Source organism: Pseudomonas canadensis (genome assembly GCF_000503215.1).
GTDB classification, from domain to species: Bacteria; Pseudomonadota; Gammaproteobacteria; order Pseudomonadales; family Pseudomonadaceae; genus Aquipseudomonas; species Aquipseudomonas canadensis.
This window is the reverse complement of the sequence record NZ_AYTD01000017.1, coordinates 357636-376306: the sequence shown is the minus strand read 5'-3', so window position 1 is coordinate 376306 and position 18671 is coordinate 357636. Positions and strand designations below refer to the sequence as shown.

Genomic DNA, 18671 nt, shown 5'->3' with positions numbered 1-18671 from the left:
CCTGACGAATGGGCCATTTGCTTATGCATTCGCTTATGCTTTAAAGGTATTTAATTTGTTACATAAATATCCTTAAGCTATAACGCAACGGACTACCGACTCATTCACAACCACCAATAACTGACCGCCACCGCCCGCCAGCCGGATCGATCGTATGAACTCAGGACACGACGTTCTGGTTTTTGATTCAAGGGGAGCGGTATGGGGAGCTACAAGCAACACGCGCTGTACTCGGCGATTTTGTCGGCCAATTTGCTGACCGCCGTGAGTTTCAATCCAGTCTTCGCGGCCGAAACGTCCGCCACCGATGCACCCAAGCTCGACACCGTGATCGTCACCGGCACCCGCGCCCAAGAGCGCACGGCCAGTGCGTCGCTGTCGCCGATCGATGTGATTTCCGGCGACACCCTGCGCAGCACCGGCTCCGATGAGCTGGGGGCGGTATTGGCGCGGCTGATTCCGTCGATCAACTTCCCGCGCCCAAGCCTGGTGGACGGCGCTGAACTGGTGCGCCCTGCGCAGTTGCGTGGGTTGTCGCCGGATCAGGTGCTGGTGTTGGTCAATGGCAAGCGCCGCCACACTAGTGCTTTCGTCAACCTGGGCGGGGCGGTGGGCCGTGGCTCGGCCCCGGCGGACTTGAATGCGATCCCGCTGTCGGCAGTCGACCATATCGAAGTGCTGCGCGATGGTGCGTCCGCGCGCTATGGCTCCGATGCGATTGCCGGGGTGATCAACGTGATCCTCAAACACGCCGACCATGGTGGTTCGATCTCCTCCAAGTTCGGCGAGTACAAGAAGGGCGACGGCATCCAGCGCAACCTCAGTGGCAATACCGGCGTGGCATTGGGTGACAACGGCTTTATCAACCTCTCAGCCGAAGGCGCCGACAACGACTACACCAACCGCGCCGGCAAGGATTTGCGCCCGGCCAGCGTAGGTTCTACGACCTACGGCCAGCAGGTGTTTCGCCAGGGCGAGCCGGCTACCAATGAAGGCAAGTTCCAGTTCAACTCGGAATATTCCTTCAACGATGCGGCCGAGTTCTACACCTTCGGCGGCTACAGCAAGCGTCGCGGCGAGACGGCGGCGTTCTACCGGGCAAGCAATGCGTCCAACAATATTCCGGCGCTCAACCCCAATGGCTATCTCCCGCTGATCAAGGGCAACCTGGAAGACACGTCGTTGGTGGTGGGCCTGCGTGGGCTGTTGGCCTATGACTGGCATTACGACCTGTCGGCCAACTACGGCAAGAACCAGTACGAGCTGAGCACCGAAACCATCAACACGTCACTGGGCCTGGCCACGCCGCGCAAGTTCGACAACGGCACCCTGAGCAACGACCAGAAACAAGTCAGCCTGGACCTGTCCCGTGAATTCGACGTGGGCTTCCTGCCATACCCGGTCTCCGTGGCTTTTGGCGGAGAATACCTGCGCCAGGGCTATGAGATTGAAGCAGGTGAGCCGGCGTCCTACTACCAGACCGGCAGTTCGGGCCTCGGTGGTTTCCGTGATGCCGACGCCGGCAGCAGTTCACGTCACAATTGGGCGCAGTACCTGGACCTGGAAACCAACTTCACCGACAAACTCAGCGCGTCGGCAGCCGTACGGCATGAGGATTACAGTGACTTCGGTTCCAATGTCAGCGGCTCGCTGTCGGCCCGCTACGACTTCACCCCGCAGGTGGCCTTGCGCGGTAGTATTTCCAACGGTTTCCGCGCGCCGTCCCTGGCTCAGCAGAACTTCGCGTTTACTTCGTCGCAGTTGATCGGCAGCGACATCCGCGAGGCCGGTACTTTCCCAGCCTCCAGCCAGGTCGCACGCCTGCTGGGCGCAGAGGACCTGAAGGCCGAGAAGTCGCGTAACTACAGTCTTGGTCTGGTACTGGAGCCCGCCGACGACCTGACCGTAACGGTGGACGTTTACCGCATCGACATTCGTGATCGCATCAGCCTGTCGTCCAACCTCAACCTGGACCCGGCAACCCAGGCTTATCTGCGCGCCAATGGCGTGGGCAACATCAACTACACCACTGCCCGCTACTTCACCAACGCCACCGATACCAGCACTGACGGCGTCGACCTGGTGGCCAACTACCGCTACCAGTTCGATAACGGCATCCGCTGGAACAGCACCGTGGGCTACAACTACAACCACACCAAGGTCACGGACGTGAAGCCCAATCCGGCCATCCTCGACAGCCTGGGCGCCAATCTGGTGCGCGTGGACCGTCGCGAGAAGAGCGGTTTGCTGGGCGATACCACGCCTGAACACAAGCTGAGCCTGGGTAACGACTTCACCTTCGGCAATTGGGCGCTGCACAGTAACCTGGTGCGCTATGGTGAATTCACCAGCTACCAGGCCGACAAGGCCAACGACCAGACCTTCAAGGCGGCCTGGGTGTTGGATTTGTCGGCGGACTACAAGTTGAAGAACTGGACCTTCACCCTCGGCGGCGACAACGTCACCGATAAATACCCGGAAAAGGTCAATGCCTTCGCCAGCAGTGGTGGCAATTTGGCCTATAGCACTTTTTCGCCGTACGGTTACAGCGGCGCGTTCTATTACGGTAAAGTTGCCTATAACTGGTAAAGCACAGGAGACCTAAGCGATCCGCCATGACCGTTATTGAATCCGATCTTTTGCAATTGGCTTACCCTCCGCGGCTCGATCTTGGGCCGCAACTCACTCACGAACAGTTGATGAGCTCGATGCAGGCCACCATGGCCCAGCATAAGGGTGGGCCGGTCTGGCTTTTCGCTTATGGTTCGCTGATCTGGCGCCCTGAGTGTTCGTCCACCGAGCGGATGCGGGCACGGGTCCACGGTTATCACCGGGGCCTGTACCTGTGGTCCCATGAGCATCGTGGGACACCGGAAATTCCAGGATTGGTCTTTGGGCTGGATCGCGGCGGTTCCTGCAGCGGGTTTGCCTACCGCTTGCCGGAGGATCAGCTGGAGGCCTCGCTCTACGCCTTGTGGCAGCGCGAGATGCCCTATCCTTCTTACCGGCCGCATTGGCTCAGTTGCCGTCTCGAAGATGGCAGCACGGTGCAGGCGTTGGGATTTGTCTTGGAGCGGCACTTGCCCAGCTACGCCGGCAACTTGCCCGATATCGTGTTGAACCATGTGTTGCAGAGTGCTTGCGGGCGTTACGGTACCACTCGCGATTATGTCGAGCAGACCGTCAACGCCCTGCGTAGCCACGCCATGCCAGACAAGAATCTGGAGGCGCGGCTCAAGCGTTGTGCAAAGGGTGGCTCAGGCGCTTAACGCGCCGAGCTGACGCTGTTGGTGTGCCACAGCGTTGGGATCAGGAAGGCGATCGCCAGCAGGCACGCACCGATCAGCAGCACGAAACCACCGTCCCAGCCGAAATGGTCCACGGTGTAGCCCATGGCCGCACTCGCGGCCACCGAACCACCCAGGTAACCGAACAGGCCGGTAAAGCCCGCAGCCGTACCCGCAGCTTTCTTCGGAGCCAACTCCAGCGCCTGCAGGCCGATTAGCATCACCGGGCCGTAGATCAGGAAGCCGATGGAGAACAACGCGATCATGTCGACCATCGGGTTGCCTGGCGGGTTGAGCCAGTACACCAGGGTCGCCACGGTTACCAGCGCCATGAACACGATGCCGGTCAGGCCACGGTTGCCACGGAAGATCTTGTCCGACATCCAGCCGCACAGCAGCGTGCCCGGGATACCGGCCCACTCATAGAAGAAGTACGCCCACGACGATTTATCCACGGTGAAGTGCTTGGCTTCTTTCAGGTAGGTCGGTGCCCAGTCCAGCACGCCGTAGCGCAGCAGGTAGACGAACACGTTGGCGAAGGCGATGTACCACAGCATTTTGTTGCGCAGTACGTACTTGACGAAGATTTCCTTGGCGCTGAATTCGTCTTCGTGGCTGGCGTCGTAGCCTTCCGGGTAGTCGTTCTTGTACTGCTCGATCGGGGGCAGGCCCACCGACTGTGGGGTGTCGCGCATGGTGATGAAGGCAAAGGCCGCCACCAGCAGGGCCACAGTGGCCGGTACGTAGAAGGCTGCGTGCCAGTCGTTGAACCAGGCCATGCCCAGCAGGAACAGCGGGCCGATCAGGCCGCCGCCGACGTTGTGCGCCACGTTCCATACCGAAACCACGCCGCCGCGTTCTTTCTGCGACCACCAGTGCACCATGGTGCGCCCACTTGGCGGCCAGCCCATGCCTTGGGCCCAGCCGTTGATGAACAGCAAAATGAACATCATGGTCACGCTGGACGTCGCCCAAGGTGCGAAACCGAAAATGAACATCACCCCGGCGGAAACCAGCAGGCCGAAGGGCAGGAAGTAGCGTGGGTTGGAGCGGTCGGACACCAGGCCCATGAGGAACTTGGACAGGCCGTAGGCAATCGCGATGGCCGACATCGCCAGGCCCAGTTCGCCGCGGGTGTAACCCTCGTCGATCAAGTAGGGCATGGCCAGGGAGAAGTTTTTGCGCAGCAGGTAGTAACCGGCGTAGCCGAAGAAAATACCGGCGAAGATCTGCCAGCGCAGACGTCGGTAGGTACTGTCTATTTTTTCTTCAGGCAGGGGCGCCTGATGGGCGGCAGGACGAAAGAAAGCAAACATTCAAGAGCTCCAAATTTCTTGTTTTGACTGCGGATGCGAATGTTACAGTTTCGTTACCGAAAATAGCATCGCCTCTTATCTGCAAACACAGGAAATCAGAGCAATTGCATGTTCTCTTACGAACATGTCGCGAATAGATAAGTGATGGTCGTAAATAGATCTCTAGGAGCTGGCTTGCCGGCGATGAGGCCCGAAAGGTGGCGGTGATCTTTCGGCGGTCATCGCCGGCAAGCCGGCTCCTACAGGGGAAGGTCAGCGAGTCTGGACGACGACCTTGCCCACAGCCCGGCGCTGCCCCAGGTCATTGATCGCCTGGGCGGCTTGTTCCAGCGGATACACCTGCGACACCAGCGGCTTGAGCTTGCCTTCACCATACCAACTGAACAACTGCTGGAAATTCGCGGCATTATCCTGCGGCTGGCGCTGGGCAAACGAACCCCAGAACACCCCGACCACCGCGGCACCCTTGAGCAGCGCCAGGTTCACCGGCAGCTCCGGTATGCGCCCGCTGGCAAAACCCACCACCAGCAGGCGGCCGTTCCAGGCAATGGCACGGATGGCCTGGTCAAACAGGTCGCCACCCACTGGGTCGTAGATCACATCGGCGCCGTTGCCGTCGGTGAGGCGCTTGATCTCGTCTTTCAGGCTGGCTTCGCTGTAGTTGATCAGCTCATCGGCGCCGGCGGCCTTGGCCACTGCGAGTTTGTCGGCACTACTGGCGGCGGCGATTACCCGCGCACCCATGGCCTTGCCGATCTCTACGGCGGCCAGGCCCACGCCACCGGAGGCGCCGAGCACCAGCAGGGTTTCGCCGGGTTGCAGGTTGGCGCGTTGTTTCAGCGCGTGCATGGAGGTGCCGTAGGTCATGCTGAAGGCGGCGGCGATGTTGAAGTCCATGCTAGGCGGGATCGGCAGCACGTTGTAGCCGGGCACCGCGACCTGCTCGGCAAAACTGCCCCAGCCGGTCAGCGCCATCACCCGGTCACCGACTTTCAGGTGGCTGACCTTTTCCCCGACTTCACTGACCACGCCCGCCGCCTCGCCACCCGGCGAGAACGGGAAAGGCGGCTTGAACTGGTACTTGCCCTCGATGATCAGCGTGTCCGGGAAGTTGACCCCGGCGGCATGCACGTCCAGCAGGATTTCGTTCTTCTTGATCGCCGGGCTGGCGATCTCTTCCAGCACCAGGGTTTCGGCGGGGCCGAAGGCTTTGCACAGCACAGCTTTCATCGGACTATTCCTTTTGGCATCGTGGCCGATAAGTGTAGGAGGGTACGCCCGTGGGTCAACGAGCATGCCCGGGCCTGATAAGCCGCCATAAGCTTGTGCTCTGCCTTGCTAGCGTTATGCTACCCGGCAACCGAATGTGAGGAATGAACTGTGAAAGCGTGGATCCTGTTGATGCTGGCCCTGACGTTGCCGATGGCGGCCCAAGCCGAAGAAGCCAAAGAAGGCGAGGCGCCGAAGGTCAGCTATATCAGCCTGAGCCCGCCATTTGTGGGCAACTACGGCCTGGATGGCACGGCGAAACTCAAGGTGTTCAAGGCCGACATCGCCCTGCGCGTGACCGGCCCCGAAGCGGCTGCTGCCGTCAAAGCCAACGACGCGTTGATCCGTAATCAGCTGGTGGCGCTGTTCACCCAGCAGACCAACGAGGCTATGAGCACCGTTGAAGGCAAGGAAAAACTGCGCCAGGAAGCCCTCAAGCAAACCCAGCAAGTGATGAATGACGAGACCGGCAAACCGGTGGTGGAAGATCTGCTGTTCAACAACTTGATCATCCAGTAATCACCAATAGGGTGCGGTTTCAGGAAGCCAGGCTCTTCCTGAACCGCGCCAGTGCCACTGCAAAGAACACCAACCCAATCCCCGCCAGCGCCAGCAAGTCCGGCCACACCACGCTCACGCCCGCATCGCGGAACAGAATCGCCGCGCTCAAACTCACAAAATGCGTCGACGGCGAGCCCTGCATCACCCACTGCAACCACTCGGGCATGCTGTCCAACGGCGTACTGCCGCCGGAGAGCAGCAGCATCGGGATGATCACCGGGATTGCCAGCAGGCCGAACTGCGGCGTCGAGCGGGCGAGGGTGGCGAGGAAGATGCCCAGCGCGGTGCTGGCAAACAAGTACAGCGCCGTCACCAACAGAAACAAACTCAGCGACCCGGCCAGCGGCACGCCGAGCAAACCTTTGACCACCACTTCCAGCGACAGCCAAGTGCACAGCACCACCACCAGCATATTGCTCCAGATTTTCGCCAGCATGATTTCCAGCGCTGTCAGCGGCAATACCAGCAGATGGTCGAGGGTGCCGTGTTCGCGTTCACGCAGCAGCGCGGTGCCGGTCAGGATAATGGCGAGGATGGTGATGTTGTTGACGATCTGGATCACCGCCAAAAACCAGCCACCCTCCAGGTTGGTGTTGAACAGCGCGCGAGTCGTGAGCAGGGCGGGCGTCGGGCTGGCGGCGGCTTGCCCGCTGTAGGTCAGTAATTCCCGCTGGAAAATCCGCCCGATGTAGCCCGCGCCCATGAACGCCTGGCTCATGGCCGTGGCGTCCACGTTCACCTGCACGCCGGGTTGGCGACCGGCCAACAGGTCAGCCTGGAAGTTCGCCGGCACATTGATCACGAAGGTGTATTCGCCGCTGTCCATGACCCTGTCCAACTGGTCATAGGCCAACGGCGTGGGGGTTTGAAACTCGGGCGGCTGCAGCGCCTCGGCCAGTTGCCGCGACAGCGAACTGTGGTCTTCATCGACAAACGCCACGCTGGCGTTATGCACGCCGATCACCGAGCCGGCGGCGGGCATATAGATGGCGACGGTGAAGGCGTAGAACAGAAACAGCAGCAATACGCTGTCATGGCGCAGGCTGGTCAGTTCCTTGATCCCTAGGCGCAGGATGTGCGCGAACTTATGCATCAGGCCTCCTGCTTCTTGAGCATGACCAGGCTCAGCCCGGTAAACCCGACAAAGAACCCGAACAGCGCCAGGCATTGCGGCCACAACTGGCGCAGGTCCAAGGCCTTGGTGAAGGTGCCCACGGCGACATCCAGGAAGTGCCCCGCCGGAAACAGCATGCCCATCAACGCCGCTGCGCCTTCAAGGGACGAGCGCGGCACGATCAGTCCGGAGAACTGAATGGTCGGCAGGCTGGTGATGATCATGGTGCCGAGGATCGCCGCGATCTGCGTCCGGGTGAACGCCGAAATCAGCAGGCCCATGCTGGTGGTCGCCAGCACATAGAGCAGGCCGCCGAACGCCAGCGTCAGGCCGCTGCCCTTGAACGGCACGCCGAACAGCCAGCGGTTCATCGCCACCAGTACTGCCAGGTTGACCAGGCTCACGGCCAGGTACGGCGCCTGTTTGCCGAGCAGGAACTCCAGGCGCGTCAGCGGTGTGGCGTAGAAGTTGGTGATCGAGCCCAGTTCCTTCTCGCGCACGATGCCGAGGGCGGTGAGCATCGCCGGGATAAACGCCAGGATCAGCGCCATCACACCGGGGCCGATGGCATTCACGCTGACCACGTCTTGGTTATAGCGAAAGCGCGTTTCCAGCTTGGCGGCCGCTGGGGTGTTGCGCGGCAGGCTGCTCAGTTCGGCCAGTTGCTGCAGGTTTTCCTGGTGCACGGCCTCGACATAGTTGCGGCTGGTTTCCGCGCGAAACGGCATGCCGCCATCGAGCCAGGCGGCCACGCTGGGCTGGCGGCCGGCGTAGAGATCGCGGCCAAAGCCGGGTGGTATCTCCAGGGCCAGTTTGATTTCTGAACGTTGCAGGCGCCGGTGCAATTCGGTTGAGTCCTGAATCGGCGGCTGCTCGGCGAAATAGCGTGAACTGCGAAATGCCTCCAGGTAGGCGCGGCTTTGCGGTGTCTGGTCCTGGTCGTAGACGGCGAAGGCGAGTTTTTCCACATCCAGGGAAATGCCGTAGCCGAAGATCACCATCATGAACATCGCGCCCAGCAACGCGAAGGCCATGCGCACCTTGTCGCGCAGCAGCTCTTTGCCTTCGCGGCTGGCCACGGCCAATAGGCGGGCCAGGCTGAAGCCACGTTTGCTCACGGGAGGGGCACTGGTTTCGCTGACGGTCGCGGCGGGCACAGTGGGCTCCGGTTCACCCTGTGCTTGCTCCAGGCAGGTGACGAACGCGGCTTCCAAGGTGTCGCCCTGGAACTGCCGTTGCAACGCATCCGGCGTATCGCAGGCGAGCACCTTGCCCGCGTGCATCAGGGAAATGCGGTCGCAGCGCTGGGCCTCGTTCATAAAGTGCGTGGACAGGAAAATTGTCACACCTTGTTCGCGGGACAGCTCGATCAGCAATCGCCAGAAGTCATCCCGCGCCGCCGGGTCGACGCCCGACGTAGGTTCGTCGAGGATCAGCACTTCCGGGCGATGCAGCACCGCCACGGCCAATGACAAACGCTGACGCAAGCCGAGCGGCAGCTCGCCGGACGGTTGTTCGGCCACGTCAGCGAGGTCGAAACGCTGGATCAGCTCATCAATGCGCGGGCCGCTGTCTGCCTTGGGCAGGTCGAACAATTGCGCATGCAGCACCAGGTTCTGGCGCACGCTGAGTTCGCCATACAACGAGAAGCTTTGCGACATGAAGCCCACGCGCTTGCGGGTCGCGAGGTCCTTGGCGTTCACCGGATTGCCCAGCAGCGTCGCGCTGCCCTCGGTGGCGGGCATCAGGCCGGTGAGCACCTTCATGGTGGTGGTCTTGCCGCAGCCGTTGGAGCCGAGGAAGCCGAAGATCTCGCCGCGGCCAATGGCGAAGCTGACCTTGTTCACGGCGGTGAAATCGCCGAAACGCAGGGTCAGGTCGTGAGCTTCGATGGCGATATCGGCGATATCGGCGTTGTCGCTTTGTCGCGGTGGAATCACCAGCGGCTGGTTGTCGTGGGCGCTGTCGCCCTGGAAGTGGGTGAACGCTTCGTCCAGTTTGCCGCTGGCGGTCGCGCCCGCCAATTCACGGCTCAGGCCGTCCGCAATCAGCTTGCCGCGATCGAGCATCAGGCAATGTTCGAATTGCTCGGCTTCTTCCATGTAGGCCGTGGCCACCAGCAGTGTCAGTTGCGGGCGTTCGCTGCGTACGCTTTCGACCAGCTCCCAGAAGCGCCGACGTGACAGTGGGTCGACGCCGGTGGTGGGCTCGTCGAGAATCAACAGGTCCGGGTCGTGGATCAGCGCGCAACACAGGCCGAGTTTCTGCTTCATCCCACCGGAGAGCTTGCCCGCCGGGCGTTCGGCGAAGCGCGCAAGGTCGGTGGCCAGCAGCAGGTTGTGCATGCGTTGGTCGCAGTCGGCTTTCGACAGGCCAAACAGCGTGGCAAAGAAACGGATGTTTTCGCTGATGGACAACTCGGGATACAAGTTGCCGCCCAACCCTTGAGGCATGAAGGCGATGCGCGGGTACAGGCTGTTGCGGTGGCGGCGGTCTTCAATCGCACCACCAAGCACTTGCAGTTGACCGTCCTGAAGCTTTTTAACCCCGGCGATCAACCCCAGCAGGCTCGACTTGCCCGCGCCATCCGGTCCGATCAACCCGCAACGCGTACCGGCTGGCAGGCTGAACGTAATGTCGACCAGGGCCTGTTGCTTGCCGTAGCGATGGTTGATTGCCGTGGCTTGCAGCGCCAGGGCGCTCATCGCAGGTTGGCCGGCCAGTCGATATCAGCCGTGCGCACGTAGCCGGCGCCGGGCATGCCCGGTTTGGCTTGGGGCACGGCGCTGGGTTGGGTCAGGCGCAGTTTGACCCGGAACACCAGTTTCTGGCGTTCGTCTCGGGTTTCCACTTCCTTGGGGGTGAACTGGGATTTGGCGGCGACAAAGCTGATCTTGGCCGGCAGCGGTTGGCCGGGCAGGGCGTCGAGCAGAATGCGCGCATCGCTGCCGACGGTGAGCCGGCCGGTGACGGAGGCCGGCAGGTAGAGGTTCATGTATTGATCGTTGGGATCGATCAGCAACAGGACACGCCCGCCGGCGCCGAGTACTTCGCCCGGCTCGGCCAGGCGCAGTTGGATAATCCCGTCGATGGGCGCGCGTAGGCTGCTGTCGTCGATCTCGCTGGTGAGCTGGGCGACCTGGGCCTCGGCGGCGCCGATCGCGGCCTTCACCGAGTTGACTTGGGCTTGTGCTGCGATCACGGCCGCATTGCCGGTGTTCTGCCGCGCCTGCTGTTGGTCAATCAACTGGCTGCTGGCGAAGCCGCGTTTGTACAGCTCCTGGGTGCGCTTGAGTTCCTGGTTGGCCAGCAGTTGCTCGCTCTGGCGCAATTGCACGTTGGCCTCGGCGGCAGCGAAGTTTTCCTTGGCGCGCAGCACTTCGGCTTCGGCCTGGGCGCGCTGGGCTTCCAGCGTGCGAGTATCCATGCGTGCGAGCAGTTGGCCTTTGAGGACCTTGTCGCCTTCGTCCACCCGCACCTCTGCCAGGCGCCCTGGGATCTTGGCGGCGATCTGCACTTCGGTGGATTCCAGGCGGCCGTTGCCCATACTCAGGCCTTCGGGCAAGCGGTCCTGGGTGGAGCGCCAGTAGCCGAAGCCACCGGCACCCAACAACAGGGCGATGAGGGCGATAGCGAAAAGACGGGAGGTGTGGTGGTTCGTCGACATGGCTGCTTCCTGCGGCATTAGCGTCCTAGTGTGAGCGGTTCGCCCCTGCGTAGTGTTGATACCCATCAACTGTAGGAGCGGGCTTGCCCGCGAAAAACGTCAACGATAACGCGTCCTCTCTGATTTGACGCGGTGTCCTGGCGTTTTTCGCGAGCAAGCTCGCTCCTACAGTGCTTAGCGCAGCGCCAGTACGGCGGCCCATTGCTCGGGCGTGACGGCCATCACCGAAAGCCGGCTGCCTTTTTGCACCAAAGGCATTTCGGCGAGGGCGGTTTGCTGTTTCAGGTAGCCCAGGCCCAGCACTTTGGGGAACGTCTGGACATGCGCGACGTTGATCGCGCTCCACGGATTTTTTTCCGGGGTGGCCTTGGCGTCGAAGTAGTGGCTATCGGGCTCCAGCGCGGTGGGGTCCGGGTAGGCCGCCTCGACGATTTTGCCGATGCCGGCAATGCCCGGCTCCGGGCAGCTGGAGTGGTAGAAGAAAAATTGGTCACCCACCGCCATGGCACGCAGGAAGTTGCGCGCCTGATAGTTGCGCACCCCGTCCCAGCGCGCTTCGCCGAGCTTTTCCAGGCCTTTGATAGAGAGTTCGTCGGGCTCGGATTTCATCAGCCAGTAGGCCATTTTGGGGCTCCTGAAAAAGGCAGTGGGCAAGTTGTCAGGCAATTTGGTGACAAACCGACAGTCGGTTGGCGTCAAGGTTTGCGTGTTGGTTCACGTTACCGCAGAATGCCGGCTTTTAAAGCTTGACGCAGCTGCAACGGACTACTTTGGAACGTTGTTGTCATCGTGTACGAGGTGCCTGCAGGGGGGCAATCGATGCAACGTAAACCGGATTTACTATGGATTTTGGTGATTTTGTTTGGTCTGGGCGTCGTGACCACCGGGTATGCCCAAAGCTTATGGTCGAACAAGACCGATGCTCCCGTTGAACTGGCTCAGCAGCAGCCGCAACCGTTCAAACGCTGACCCGTCTTCAAGGCGCCGCTGACTCCAGTGGCGTCTTCGCAATATACCAATGCTTATCAGTGACGGTGCCCGCCAACGGCACATCCCAGCTTGCCTGTGCCAACCGATCAACCTTCTGACATTCATGGGCCAGGCCCAGTAGCGTCGGCTTGCGCCAGCTCTGTCGCCGCGCCAGGTAAGCCAGGCTGCGATCGTAGAACCCGCCGCCCATGCCCAGGCGCCCCCCGGCATCATCGAACCCCACCAGCGGTAGCAGCACCAGGTCCAGCGCCCAGACTTTGCGTTGGCGGCTGATATTCACCCGTGGCTCCAGGATGCGAAAACGGTTGGGCAGCAGCTTTTCCCCAGGCCGTACACGCTGGAACACCATCTTGGTTCGCGGCCACGCGCTGAGCACCGGCAGGTAAGTGGCCTTGCCACGGCGCTGGGCGGCGCGCAGCAGCAGGCGCGGATCGATTTCACCGTCCGTCGGTAGATACAAAGAGATATGTTTGGCCCGGCGAAACAGCGGGTGCTGTGCCAGTTGCCGATATAGGCCGTGGGCGGCCTTGCGTTGCTCGCTCGGCGTGAGGGCGCGGCGGGCTTTGCGCAACATGCGTCGAAGTTGCGGACGGGAAAGCGGCGCAGGTTCGGTCATGGTTTCGGCTCATAAAACAATGCCAGTCCGAGGACTGGCATTGAGTTTGGGAATTCAGGCTCCCCGACAGAGCCGCTGTCGACTTAGCCCTTGAACCCGAAAGTTCAAGGTGGAAGATGCAGTAGGCTTTAAGGCTTTCCGTCTAGCGGACATGCACACCAGCCCAACGTGCAACTTCCAGGGTAGTGCGAATCGGCTCAGGGACATCGCCGACTGGCAAACACGCCAGGGAGTGGGGCGAGTATACCTTAAACAGTCGCGGCAATCAGCCCTTGGGTGCGTCTGAATCGCTGGAAAGCACCAGATCGACACGCTCCAGCAGGTCACGCACCTGCTCACGCGTCGAGCCGCTGGCCTGTACGTCAGGGCGTTCCTGCTTATGCAGCAAATCGTGGGTAATGTTCAGCGCGGCCATCACGGCGATACGGTCTGCGCCGATCACTTTGCCGCTGCTGCGGATTTCGCGCATCTTGCCATCCAGGTAGCGGGCGGCGCTCACCAGGTTGTTGCGCTCTTCCTGGGGGCAGATGATCGAATATTCTTTATCGAGGATCTGCACGGTGACGCTATTGCTTGAACTCATGAGTCTTGCTCCAGGGCCTTCAGGCGCGAAATCATCGATTCGACCTTACGCCGGGCGATTTCGTTTTTTTCAATGAGGTGAGCGCGTTCCTCGCGCCAGGTCTTTTCCTGAGCTAATAGGAGTCCGTTTTGACTCTTAAGTTGCTCGACCCGAGTAATTAGCAGTTCGAGTCTGGCCATCAGCGCTTGCAGGTCGGTGTCTTCCATTGGGTTCCACTGGATTTGTCTGATGAATGGCAACTGCAGGATAAACGATCTGACGCCCTTGATAGTCTTGGTACGTCTGCCGGTGCTAGGATACAGCGCTCCATTCTAGACATTGCGCCGTCTGGCGCCTAGCTCACCATGCCCATTCAGAACTCCCCGTACGATGCTTTTTCCAAACTGCTGAGCACCAGCGGCCACCCTTGCTCGCCTGCCGAACTGCACGGCGTGCTGTTGGGCCGCAGCTGCACTGGCGTTGGCTTTGATGCCGACAACTGGCTGGCCGACGTGGCCGAGCTGCTGGAAACCGAACCGACCGAGAACGTGCGTAACGCACTGATCGGCCTGCAAGAGATGGTCAAGGGCGAGCTGACCGGTGATGACGTCACCGTGGTCCTGCTGCTGCCGACCGACGACGCGCCGCTCACCGAGCGCGCCGCCGCCCTGGGCCAATGGTGCCAAGGCTTCCTCCACGGTTTCGGCGTCAACGCCGGCGGCCTGGAACTGAGCACCGACGCCAAGGAAGTGTTGCAGGACCTCGCGGCGATCTCCCAGGTGCAAGACGCCCTGGAAGAGTCCGAAGATGGCGAAGCCGACTACATGGAAGTCATGGAATACCTGCGCGTCGCGCCGTTGCTGCTGTTCACCGAGACCAAGAAGTCCGCTGAGCCAGCCGCGCCCAAGCCTTCGCTGCACTAAGAAAGGAAGTCCATCTGCCCATGATCCATATCCCCCGAGCGGAATACACCCGACGCCGCAAGGCGCTCATGGCGCAGATGGAACCCAACAGCATCGCGATCCTGCCGGCTGCCGCCGTGGCGATCCGCAACCGTGATGTCGAGCACGTGTACCGCCAGGACAGTGACTTCCAGTACCTGAGCGGTTTCCCGGAGCCGGAAGCGGTGATCGTGCTGATGCCCGGTCGCCAGCACGGCGAGTACGTGCTGTTCTGCCGCGAGCGCAACGCCGAACGCGAACTGTGGGACGGCCTGCGCGCCGGCACCGAAGGCGCGATCCGTGACTTTGGCGCCGACGACGCGTTCCCCATCACCGATATTGACGACATCCTGCCCGGCCTCATCGAAGGCCGCGACCGGGTGTACTCGGCCATGGGCAGCAATGCCGAGTTTGACCGGCACCTGATGGAATGGATCAACGTGATCCGCTCCAAGGCCCACCTGGGCGCCCAGCCACCGAACGAATTCGTTGCCCTGGATCATTTGCTCCACGACATGCGCCTGTATAAATCGGCTGCGGAAGTGAAGGTGATGCGCGAGGCCGCGCGAATCTCCTGCGCCGCCCACGTGAAGGCGATGCAGGCCAGCCGTGCCGGTCTCCATGAGTTCAGCCTGGAAGCCGAGCTGGATTATGAATTCCGCAAAGGCGGCGCGAAAATGCCAGCCTACGGCTCCATCGTCGCCGCCGGGCGCAACAGCTGCATCCTGCATTACCAGCAGAATGACGCGGTGCTCAAGGACGGCGATCTGGTGCTGATCGACGCCGGCTGCGAGATCGACTGCTACGCCAGCGACATCACCCGCACTTGGCCGGTCAATGGCAGGTTTTCGCCGGAACAGAAGGCGATCTACGAAATTGTGCTGGCTTCCCAGGAAGCCGCGTTTGCCGAGATCGCCCCGGACAAGCATTGGAACCAGGCGCATGAGGCAACCGTGCAGGTGATCACCGCCGGGTTGGTGAGGCTGGGATTGTTGCAGGGTGACGTCGACGAGTTGATCGCCAGCGAAGCCTATAAAGCCTTCTACATGCACCGCGCCGGCCACTGGCTGGGCATGGATGTGCATGACGTGGGCGAGTACAAAGTGGGCGGTGAATGGCGGGTGCTGGAAGTTGGCATGGCGTTGACCGTGGAGCCGGGCATCTACATTTCGCCGGACAACCCGAACGTGGCAAAGAAATGGCGTGGCATTGGCGTACGCATCGAGGACGACGTGGTAGTGACCAAGCAAGGCTGTGAAATCCTGACCGGTGGCGTGCCCAAGACCGTCGCTGAAATTGAAGCGCTGATGGCGGCTGCCCGATGAGCCGGGTCAACCTGGCAATCATTGGCGGCGGCCTGGTCGGCGCCAGCCTGGCGCTGGCGTTGCAGGCTGGGGCCAAAGCGCGCGGTTGGAAGATCGTGCTGATCGAGCCCTTTGCGCCGGGCGACAGCTACCAGCCGAGCTACGATGCGCGTTCTTCGGCGCTCTCCTACGGCGCCCGGCAGATTTATCAGCGCCTGGGCCTGTGGCAGGACATTTCGCGTCGCGCCGAACCGATCAAGCAAATCCATGTGTCTGACCGTGGGCGTTTCTCCACCGCGCGCTTGTCTGCCATGGAAGAGGGCGTGCCGGCCCTCGGCTACGTGGTGGAGAACGCCTGGCTGGGCCAATGCCTGTGGCAGGGCCTGGACAAAGACGTGGTCAGCTGGCGTTGCCCGGCCGAAGTCACACGCATGGAGCCGCTGCCCGACGGCTACCGCCTGACCCTCAATGATGAAACCGTGCTGGAATGCGACCTCGCCGTGCTGGCTGACGGTGGCCGTTCCGGCTTGCGCGAGCAGTTGGGCATCGGCGTGAAAACCCGTCCGTACAACCAGAGCGCGTTGATCGCCAACATCACGCCAAGCGAATCCCATAACGGCGAAGCCTTCGAACGTTTCACCGACGAAGGCCCGATGGCCCTGTTGCCGCTGCCGGACAACCGCTGCGCACTGGTGTGGACGCGCATCGGCATGGACGCCCAGCGCCTGGCCAATCTCGATGAGCGCAGCTTCTTGAGTGAATTGCAGGGCGTGTTCGGCTACCGTCTGGGTACGCTTAAGCAAGTGGGCGCCCGTCATCTGTACCCGCTGACATTGGTGGAAGCCGAGGAGCAAGTACGCTCGCACTTGGCGATTCTCGGCAATGCCGCTCACAGCTTGCACCCGATTGCCGGGCAGGGCTTCAACCTGTCCCTGCGCGATGCGAATGCGCTGGCCGAGGCCTTGCTGGCCGGACCGCAAGTGCCAGGTGACCTGGCGACCTTGCAAGGCTATCGCGAGCGTCAGCGCCTGGACCAGAAACTCACCGTGGGCTTCTCCGACCAGGTCACGCGCCTGTTCGGCAGCGCCCAGCCGCTGGTCGCCCTAGGCCGCAATATGGGCCTGCTGGGCCTGGACTTGCTGCCGCCGGCCAAGCGCTGGTTCGCCCGTCAGGCCATGGGCCTGGGCACGCGTTCCGATGCGTAAGTGGTTGATCGAGCGCCTGGGCAAGGCGCGGTTGTTGCGTTGGATCATGACCTTGTATCCGCCCTACTTGGGTGCGGGAGTGAGCGTGCGGCACATGAGCGCCGATTTTCGTCACGTCAAAGTGCGCATGGGCCTGGGCTGGTACAACCGCAACTATGTCGGCACGCAGTTCGGCGGTAGCCTGTATTCGATGGTTGATCCGTTCTACATGCTGATGCTGATGGAGAACCTGGGCCGCGATTACATCGTGTGGGACAAGGCCGCGAGTATCGACTTCATTTCGCCGGGCAAAGGCCCGGTGTACGCGGAGTTCTCCATCGACGACGCCTTGCTCGATGAGGTCCGCCGGCAGACCGAAGGAGGCGAGAAGTACTTGCCCCACCTGAAGGTCCAGATTCATGACGGCTCCGGCACCCTGGTGGCGCAGGTCGACAAAACCCTTTACGTGCGGCGCAAGCCGCCAGTGAGACAGGCTTAAAGCATGGACATGCGCGCAGATGTGCTGATTGTCGGGGCCGGAATGGTCGGAAGCGCCCTGGCGCTGGCGTTACAGGGCAGTGGCCTGCAGGTGCTGCTGCTCGACGGCAGCCCGCTGAGCGTCAAGCCGTTCGACCGCGAGGCCGCTTTCGAACCGCGCGTGAGCGCCTTGTCGGCCGCGAGCCAGCGCATCCTTGAGCGCCTGGGCGTGTGGGACGGCATTGTGTCGCGCCGCGCCAGCCCTTACGGCGAGATGCAGGTGTGGGACGGCAGCGGCACCGGTCAGATTCACTTTTCGGCCGCCAGCGTGCATGCCGAGGTGCTGGGGCATATCGTCGAGAACCGCGTGGTGCAGGATGCGCTGCTCGACCGTCTGCACGACTGCGACCTGGGCCTGTTGGCCAATGCGCGCCTGGAACAGATGCGCCGTTCCGGCGATGACTGGCTGCTGACCCTGGCTGACGGCCGCACGTTACGCGCGCCGCTGGTGGTGGCGGCCGATGGCGCCAACTCCGCCGTGCGCCGCCTGACCGGCACCGCGACCCGCGAATGGGATTACCTGCATAACGCCATCGTCACCAGCGTGCGCAGCAGCCAGCCGCACCAGCGCACTGCGTGGCAACGCTTTACCGACACCGGCCCACTGGCGTTCTTACCGCTGGTGCGCGATGGTCAGGAGGATTGGTGTTCGATCGTCTGGTCGACCACGCCTGCTGAGTCTGAGCGCTTGATGGCGCTGGATGATGCAAGCTTCTGCTATGAGCTGGAGCGCGCCTTTGAGGGGCGGCTCGGTACGGTGGTAAGCGCCGACCCGCGCGTCTGCGTGCCACTGCGCCAGCGCCACGCCAAGCGCTATGTGGCCGAAGGCCTGGCGTTGATTGGCGACGCGGCTCACGTCATCCATCCCTTGGCGGGGCAGGGTGTGAACCTGGGTTTCCTGGATGCGGCGACATTGGCTGAAGTCTTGTTGTCGGCAACCGAGCGCGGCGAGCGCCTGGCCGATGTGAAGGTGTTGAGCCGCTACGAGCGTCGACGCATGCCGCATAACCTGGCGTTGATGGCGGCAATGGAAGGGTTTGAGCGACTGTTCCAGGCCGATCAACTGCCGCTGCGCTGGTTGCGTAATGCCGGATTGAAGATGGTCGATCAAATGCCCGAAGCCAAGGCCGTGTTTGTGCGCCAGGCGCTGGGGCTGAGCGGGGATCTGCCGGAGCTGGCCAAGCCCTGACATTGAAATACGATCCCTGTGGGCGCCGGCTTGCCCGCGATGAGGCCATAAGCCGCACTGCAAATCCCGGCCATGCAACATCTGGTAACGCCTCCACCGAGCGCTACCAAATGTGAGTCCTTATCATTTGCCCA

18 protein-coding genes and 1 other RNA gene are annotated in these 18671 nt (G+C 61.8%); 9 read left to right on the top strand and 10 right to left on the bottom strand.

Annotated elements, in window-relative coordinates; all coding sequences use genetic code 11:
- Nucleotides 1–201: 201 nt before the first annotated feature.
- Both U367_RS0120485 and U367_RS0120480 read left to right on the top strand, forming a co-directional pair.
- Nucleotides 202–2589: a TonB-dependent receptor plug domain-containing protein gene (locus U367_RS0120485; protein ID WP_028618402.1), complete on the top strand. Its 2388-nt coding sequence runs from the start codon at nucleotides 202–204 to the stop codon at nucleotides 2587–2589.
- Nucleotides 2590–2615: 26 nt separating this feature from the next.
- Nucleotides 2616–3269 carry a gamma-glutamylcyclotransferase gene (locus tag U367_RS0120480; RefSeq protein ID WP_028618401.1) on the top strand — a complete coding sequence of 218 codons (654 nt, stop codon included), beginning with the start codon at nucleotides 2616–2618 and terminating at the stop codon, nucleotides 3267–3269.
- Here U367_RS0120480 and glpT read toward each other — a convergent pair.
- A complete protein-coding gene (gene glpT, locus U367_RS0120475) occupies nucleotides 3266–4603 on the bottom strand; it encodes a glycerol-3-phosphate transporter (RefSeq protein WP_028618400.1) in 1338 nt (445 codons plus the stop codon). The two genes, U367_RS0120480 and glpT, sit on opposite strands and share 4 nt — an antisense overlap.
- Nucleotides 4604–4855: 252 nt before the next feature.
- On the bottom strand, nucleotides 4856–5833 hold the full coding sequence (locus U367_RS0120470; protein WP_028618399.1) for an NADPH:quinone oxidoreductase family protein: 978 nt from the start codon (nucleotides 5831–5833) through the stop codon (nucleotides 4856–4858).
- Nucleotides 5834–5983: 150 nt separating this feature from the next.
- Here U367_RS0120470 and U367_RS0120465 point away from each other — a divergent pair, with 150 nt between their 5' ends.
- Complete coding sequence (locus U367_RS0120465) at nucleotides 5984–6391, top strand: flagellar basal body-associated protein FliL (protein WP_016978962.1); 408 nt, start codon at nucleotides 5984–5986, stop codon at nucleotides 6389–6391.
- Nucleotides 6392–6410: 19 nt separating this feature from the next.
- On the opposite strand, the gene U367_RS0120460 is transcribed toward U367_RS0120465, so the two are convergent.
- The 4 genes from U367_RS0120460 to U367_RS0120445 all read right to left on the bottom strand — a co-directional run bounded on the left by U367_RS0120460 (nucleotide 6411) and on the right by U367_RS0120445 (nucleotide 11838).
- Nucleotides 6411–7526 carry an ABC transporter permease gene (locus U367_RS0120460; protein ID WP_028618398.1) on the bottom strand — a complete coding sequence of 372 codons (1116 nt, stop codon included), beginning with the start codon at nucleotides 7524–7526 and terminating at the stop codon, nucleotides 6411–6413.
- The gene (rbbA, locus tag U367_RS0120455) at nucleotides 7526–10252 is read right to left on the bottom strand and encodes a ribosome-associated ATPase/putative transporter RbbA (protein ID WP_028618397.1); all 2727 of its coding nucleotides are present in this window, start codon (nucleotides 10250–10252) and stop codon (nucleotides 7526–7528) included. Before rbbA ends, U367_RS0120460 begins: the two co-directional genes overlap by 1 nt.
- Nucleotides 10249–11214, bottom strand: coding sequence for an HlyD family secretion protein (locus tag U367_RS0120450; RefSeq protein WP_028618396.1), 966 nt, complete (start codon nucleotides 11212–11214; stop codon nucleotides 10249–10251). The genes rbbA and U367_RS0120450 overlap by 4 nt, the downstream gene beginning before the upstream one ends.
- A gap of 174 nt (nucleotides 11215–11388) precedes the next feature.
- Complete coding sequence (locus U367_RS0120445) at nucleotides 11389–11838, bottom strand: EVE domain-containing protein (protein ID WP_028618395.1); 450 nt, start codon at nucleotides 11836–11838, stop codon at nucleotides 11389–11391.
- Nucleotides 11839–12033: 195 nt separating this feature from the next.
- Here U367_RS0120445 and U367_RS1000000132095 point away from each other — a divergent pair, with 195 nt between their 5' ends.
- Complete coding sequence (locus U367_RS1000000132095) at nucleotides 12034–12183, top strand: hypothetical protein (protein ID WP_010207387.1); 150 nt, start codon at nucleotides 12034–12036, stop codon at nucleotides 12181–12183.
- Nucleotides 12184–12190: 7 nt separating this feature from the next.
- On the opposite strand, the gene U367_RS0120435 is transcribed toward U367_RS1000000132095, so the two are convergent.
- The 4 genes from U367_RS0120435 to U367_RS0120425 all read right to left on the bottom strand — a co-directional run bounded on the left by U367_RS0120435 (nucleotide 12191) and on the right by U367_RS0120425 (nucleotide 13609).
- Entirely contained in the window at nucleotides 12191–12820 is a 630-nt protein-coding gene (locus U367_RS0120435; RefSeq protein WP_028618394.1) for a 5-formyltetrahydrofolate cyclo-ligase, read from the bottom strand.
- Between the two features lie 56 nt (nucleotides 12821–12876).
- A non-coding RNA gene (gene ssrS, locus U367_RS1000000131070) (6S RNA) lies at nucleotides 12877–13055 on the bottom strand.
- A 30-nt stretch (nucleotides 13056–13085) separates the two neighbouring features.
- Nucleotides 13086–13403 carry a cell division protein ZapA gene (locus U367_RS0120430; protein WP_003176812.1) on the bottom strand — a complete coding sequence of 106 codons (318 nt, stop codon included), beginning with the start codon at nucleotides 13401–13403 and terminating at the stop codon, nucleotides 13086–13088.
- The gene (locus U367_RS0120425) at nucleotides 13400–13609 is read right to left on the bottom strand and encodes a TIGR02449 family protein (RefSeq protein ID WP_007982902.1); all 210 of its coding nucleotides are present in this window, start codon (nucleotides 13607–13609) and stop codon (nucleotides 13400–13402) included. Before U367_RS0120425 ends, U367_RS0120430 begins: the two co-directional genes overlap by 4 nt.
- A gap of 138 nt (nucleotides 13610–13747) precedes the next feature.
- On the opposite strand from U367_RS0120425, the gene U367_RS0120420 reads away from it, so the two are divergent.
- From U367_RS0120420 to U367_RS0120400, 5 genes are read left to right on the top strand one after another with little or no spacing between them, the layout of a single operon-like run.
- Nucleotides 13748–14305: a YecA/YgfB family protein gene (locus U367_RS0120420; protein ID WP_028618393.1), complete on the top strand. Its 558-nt coding sequence runs from the start codon at nucleotides 13748–13750 to the stop codon at nucleotides 14303–14305.
- Nucleotides 14306–14325: 20 nt separating this feature from the next.
- Nucleotides 14326–15648 carry a Xaa-Pro aminopeptidase gene (gene pepP / locus U367_RS0120415; protein ID WP_028618392.1) on the top strand — a complete coding sequence of 441 codons (1323 nt, stop codon included), beginning with the start codon at nucleotides 14326–14328 and terminating at the stop codon, nucleotides 15646–15648.
- A complete protein-coding gene (gene ubiH / locus U367_RS0120410; protein WP_028618391.1) occupies nucleotides 15645–16832 on the top strand; it encodes a 2-octaprenyl-6-methoxyphenyl hydroxylase in 1188 nt (395 codons plus the stop codon). The genes pepP and ubiH overlap by 4 nt, the downstream gene beginning before the upstream one ends.
- A complete protein-coding gene (locus U367_RS0120405) occupies nucleotides 16825–17310 on the top strand; it encodes a DUF4442 domain-containing protein (protein WP_028618390.1) in 486 nt (161 codons plus the stop codon). The genes ubiH and U367_RS0120405 overlap by 8 nt, the downstream gene beginning before the upstream one ends.
- Before the next feature lie 9 nt (nucleotides 17311–17319).
- Complete coding sequence (locus U367_RS0120400) at nucleotides 17320–18537, top strand: 2-octaprenyl-3-methyl-6-methoxy-1,4-benzoquinol hydroxylase (protein ID WP_162834931.1); 1218 nt, start codon at nucleotides 17320–17322, stop codon at nucleotides 18535–18537.
- Nucleotides 18538–18671 lie beyond the last annotated feature (134 nt).

Excerpts from the sequence above, each read along its gene's own strand:
- U367_RS0120485 (WP_028618402.1), top strand. The coding sequence starts at position 202 with ATGGGGAGCTACAAGCAACACGCGCTGTACTCGGCGATTTTGTCGGCC.
- U367_RS0120480 (WP_028618401.1), top strand. The coding sequence starts at position 2,616 with ATGACCGTTATTGAATCCGATCTTTTGCAATTGGCTTACCCTCCGCGG.
- glpT (WP_028618400.1), bottom strand. The coding sequence starts at position 4,603 with ATGTTTGCTTTCTTTCGTCCTGCCGCCCATCAGGCGCCCCTGCCTGAA.
- U367_RS0120470 (WP_028618399.1), bottom strand. The coding sequence starts at position 5,833 with ATGAAAGCTGTGCTGTGCAAAGCCTTCGGCCCCGCCGAAACCCTGGTG.
- U367_RS0120460 (WP_028618398.1), bottom strand. The coding sequence starts at position 7,526 with ATGCATAAGTTCGCGCACATCCTGCGCCTAGGGATCAAGGAACTGACC.
- rbbA (WP_028618397.1), bottom strand. The coding sequence starts at position 10,252 with ATGAGCGCCCTGGCGCTGCAAGCCACGGCAATCAACCATCGCTACGGC.
- U367_RS0120450 (WP_028618396.1), bottom strand. The coding sequence starts at position 11,214 with ATGTCGACGAACCACCACACCTCCCGTCTTTTCGCTATCGCCCTCATC.
- U367_RS0120445 (WP_028618395.1), bottom strand. The coding sequence starts at position 11,838 with ATGGCCTACTGGCTGATGAAATCCGAGCCCGACGAACTCTCTATCAAA.
- U367_RS1000000132095 (WP_010207387.1), top strand. The coding sequence starts at position 12,034 with ATGCAACGTAAACCGGATTTACTATGGATTTTGGTGATTTTGTTTGGT.
- U367_RS0120435 (WP_028618394.1), bottom strand. The coding sequence starts at position 12,820 with ATGACCGAACCTGCGCCGCTTTCCCGTCCGCAACTTCGACGCATGTTG.
- U367_RS0120430 (WP_003176812.1), bottom strand. The coding sequence starts at position 13,403 with ATGAGTTCAAGCAATAGCGTCACCGTGCAGATCCTCGATAAAGAATAT.
- U367_RS0120425 (WP_007982902.1), bottom strand. The coding sequence starts at position 13,609 with ATGGAAGACACCGACCTGCAAGCGCTGATGGCCAGACTCGAACTGCTA.
- U367_RS0120420 (WP_028618393.1), top strand. The coding sequence starts at position 13,748 with ATGCCCATTCAGAACTCCCCGTACGATGCTTTTTCCAAACTGCTGAGC.
- pepP (WP_028618392.1), top strand. The coding sequence starts at position 14,326 with ATGATCCATATCCCCCGAGCGGAATACACCCGACGCCGCAAGGCGCTC.
- ubiH (WP_028618391.1), top strand. The coding sequence starts at position 15,645 with ATGAGCCGGGTCAACCTGGCAATCATTGGCGGCGGCCTGGTCGGCGCC.
- U367_RS0120405 (WP_028618390.1), top strand. The coding sequence starts at position 16,825 with ATGCGTAAGTGGTTGATCGAGCGCCTGGGCAAGGCGCGGTTGTTGCGT.
- U367_RS0120400 (WP_162834931.1), top strand. The coding sequence starts at position 17,320 with ATGCGCGCAGATGTGCTGATTGTCGGGGCCGGAATGGTCGGAAGCGCC.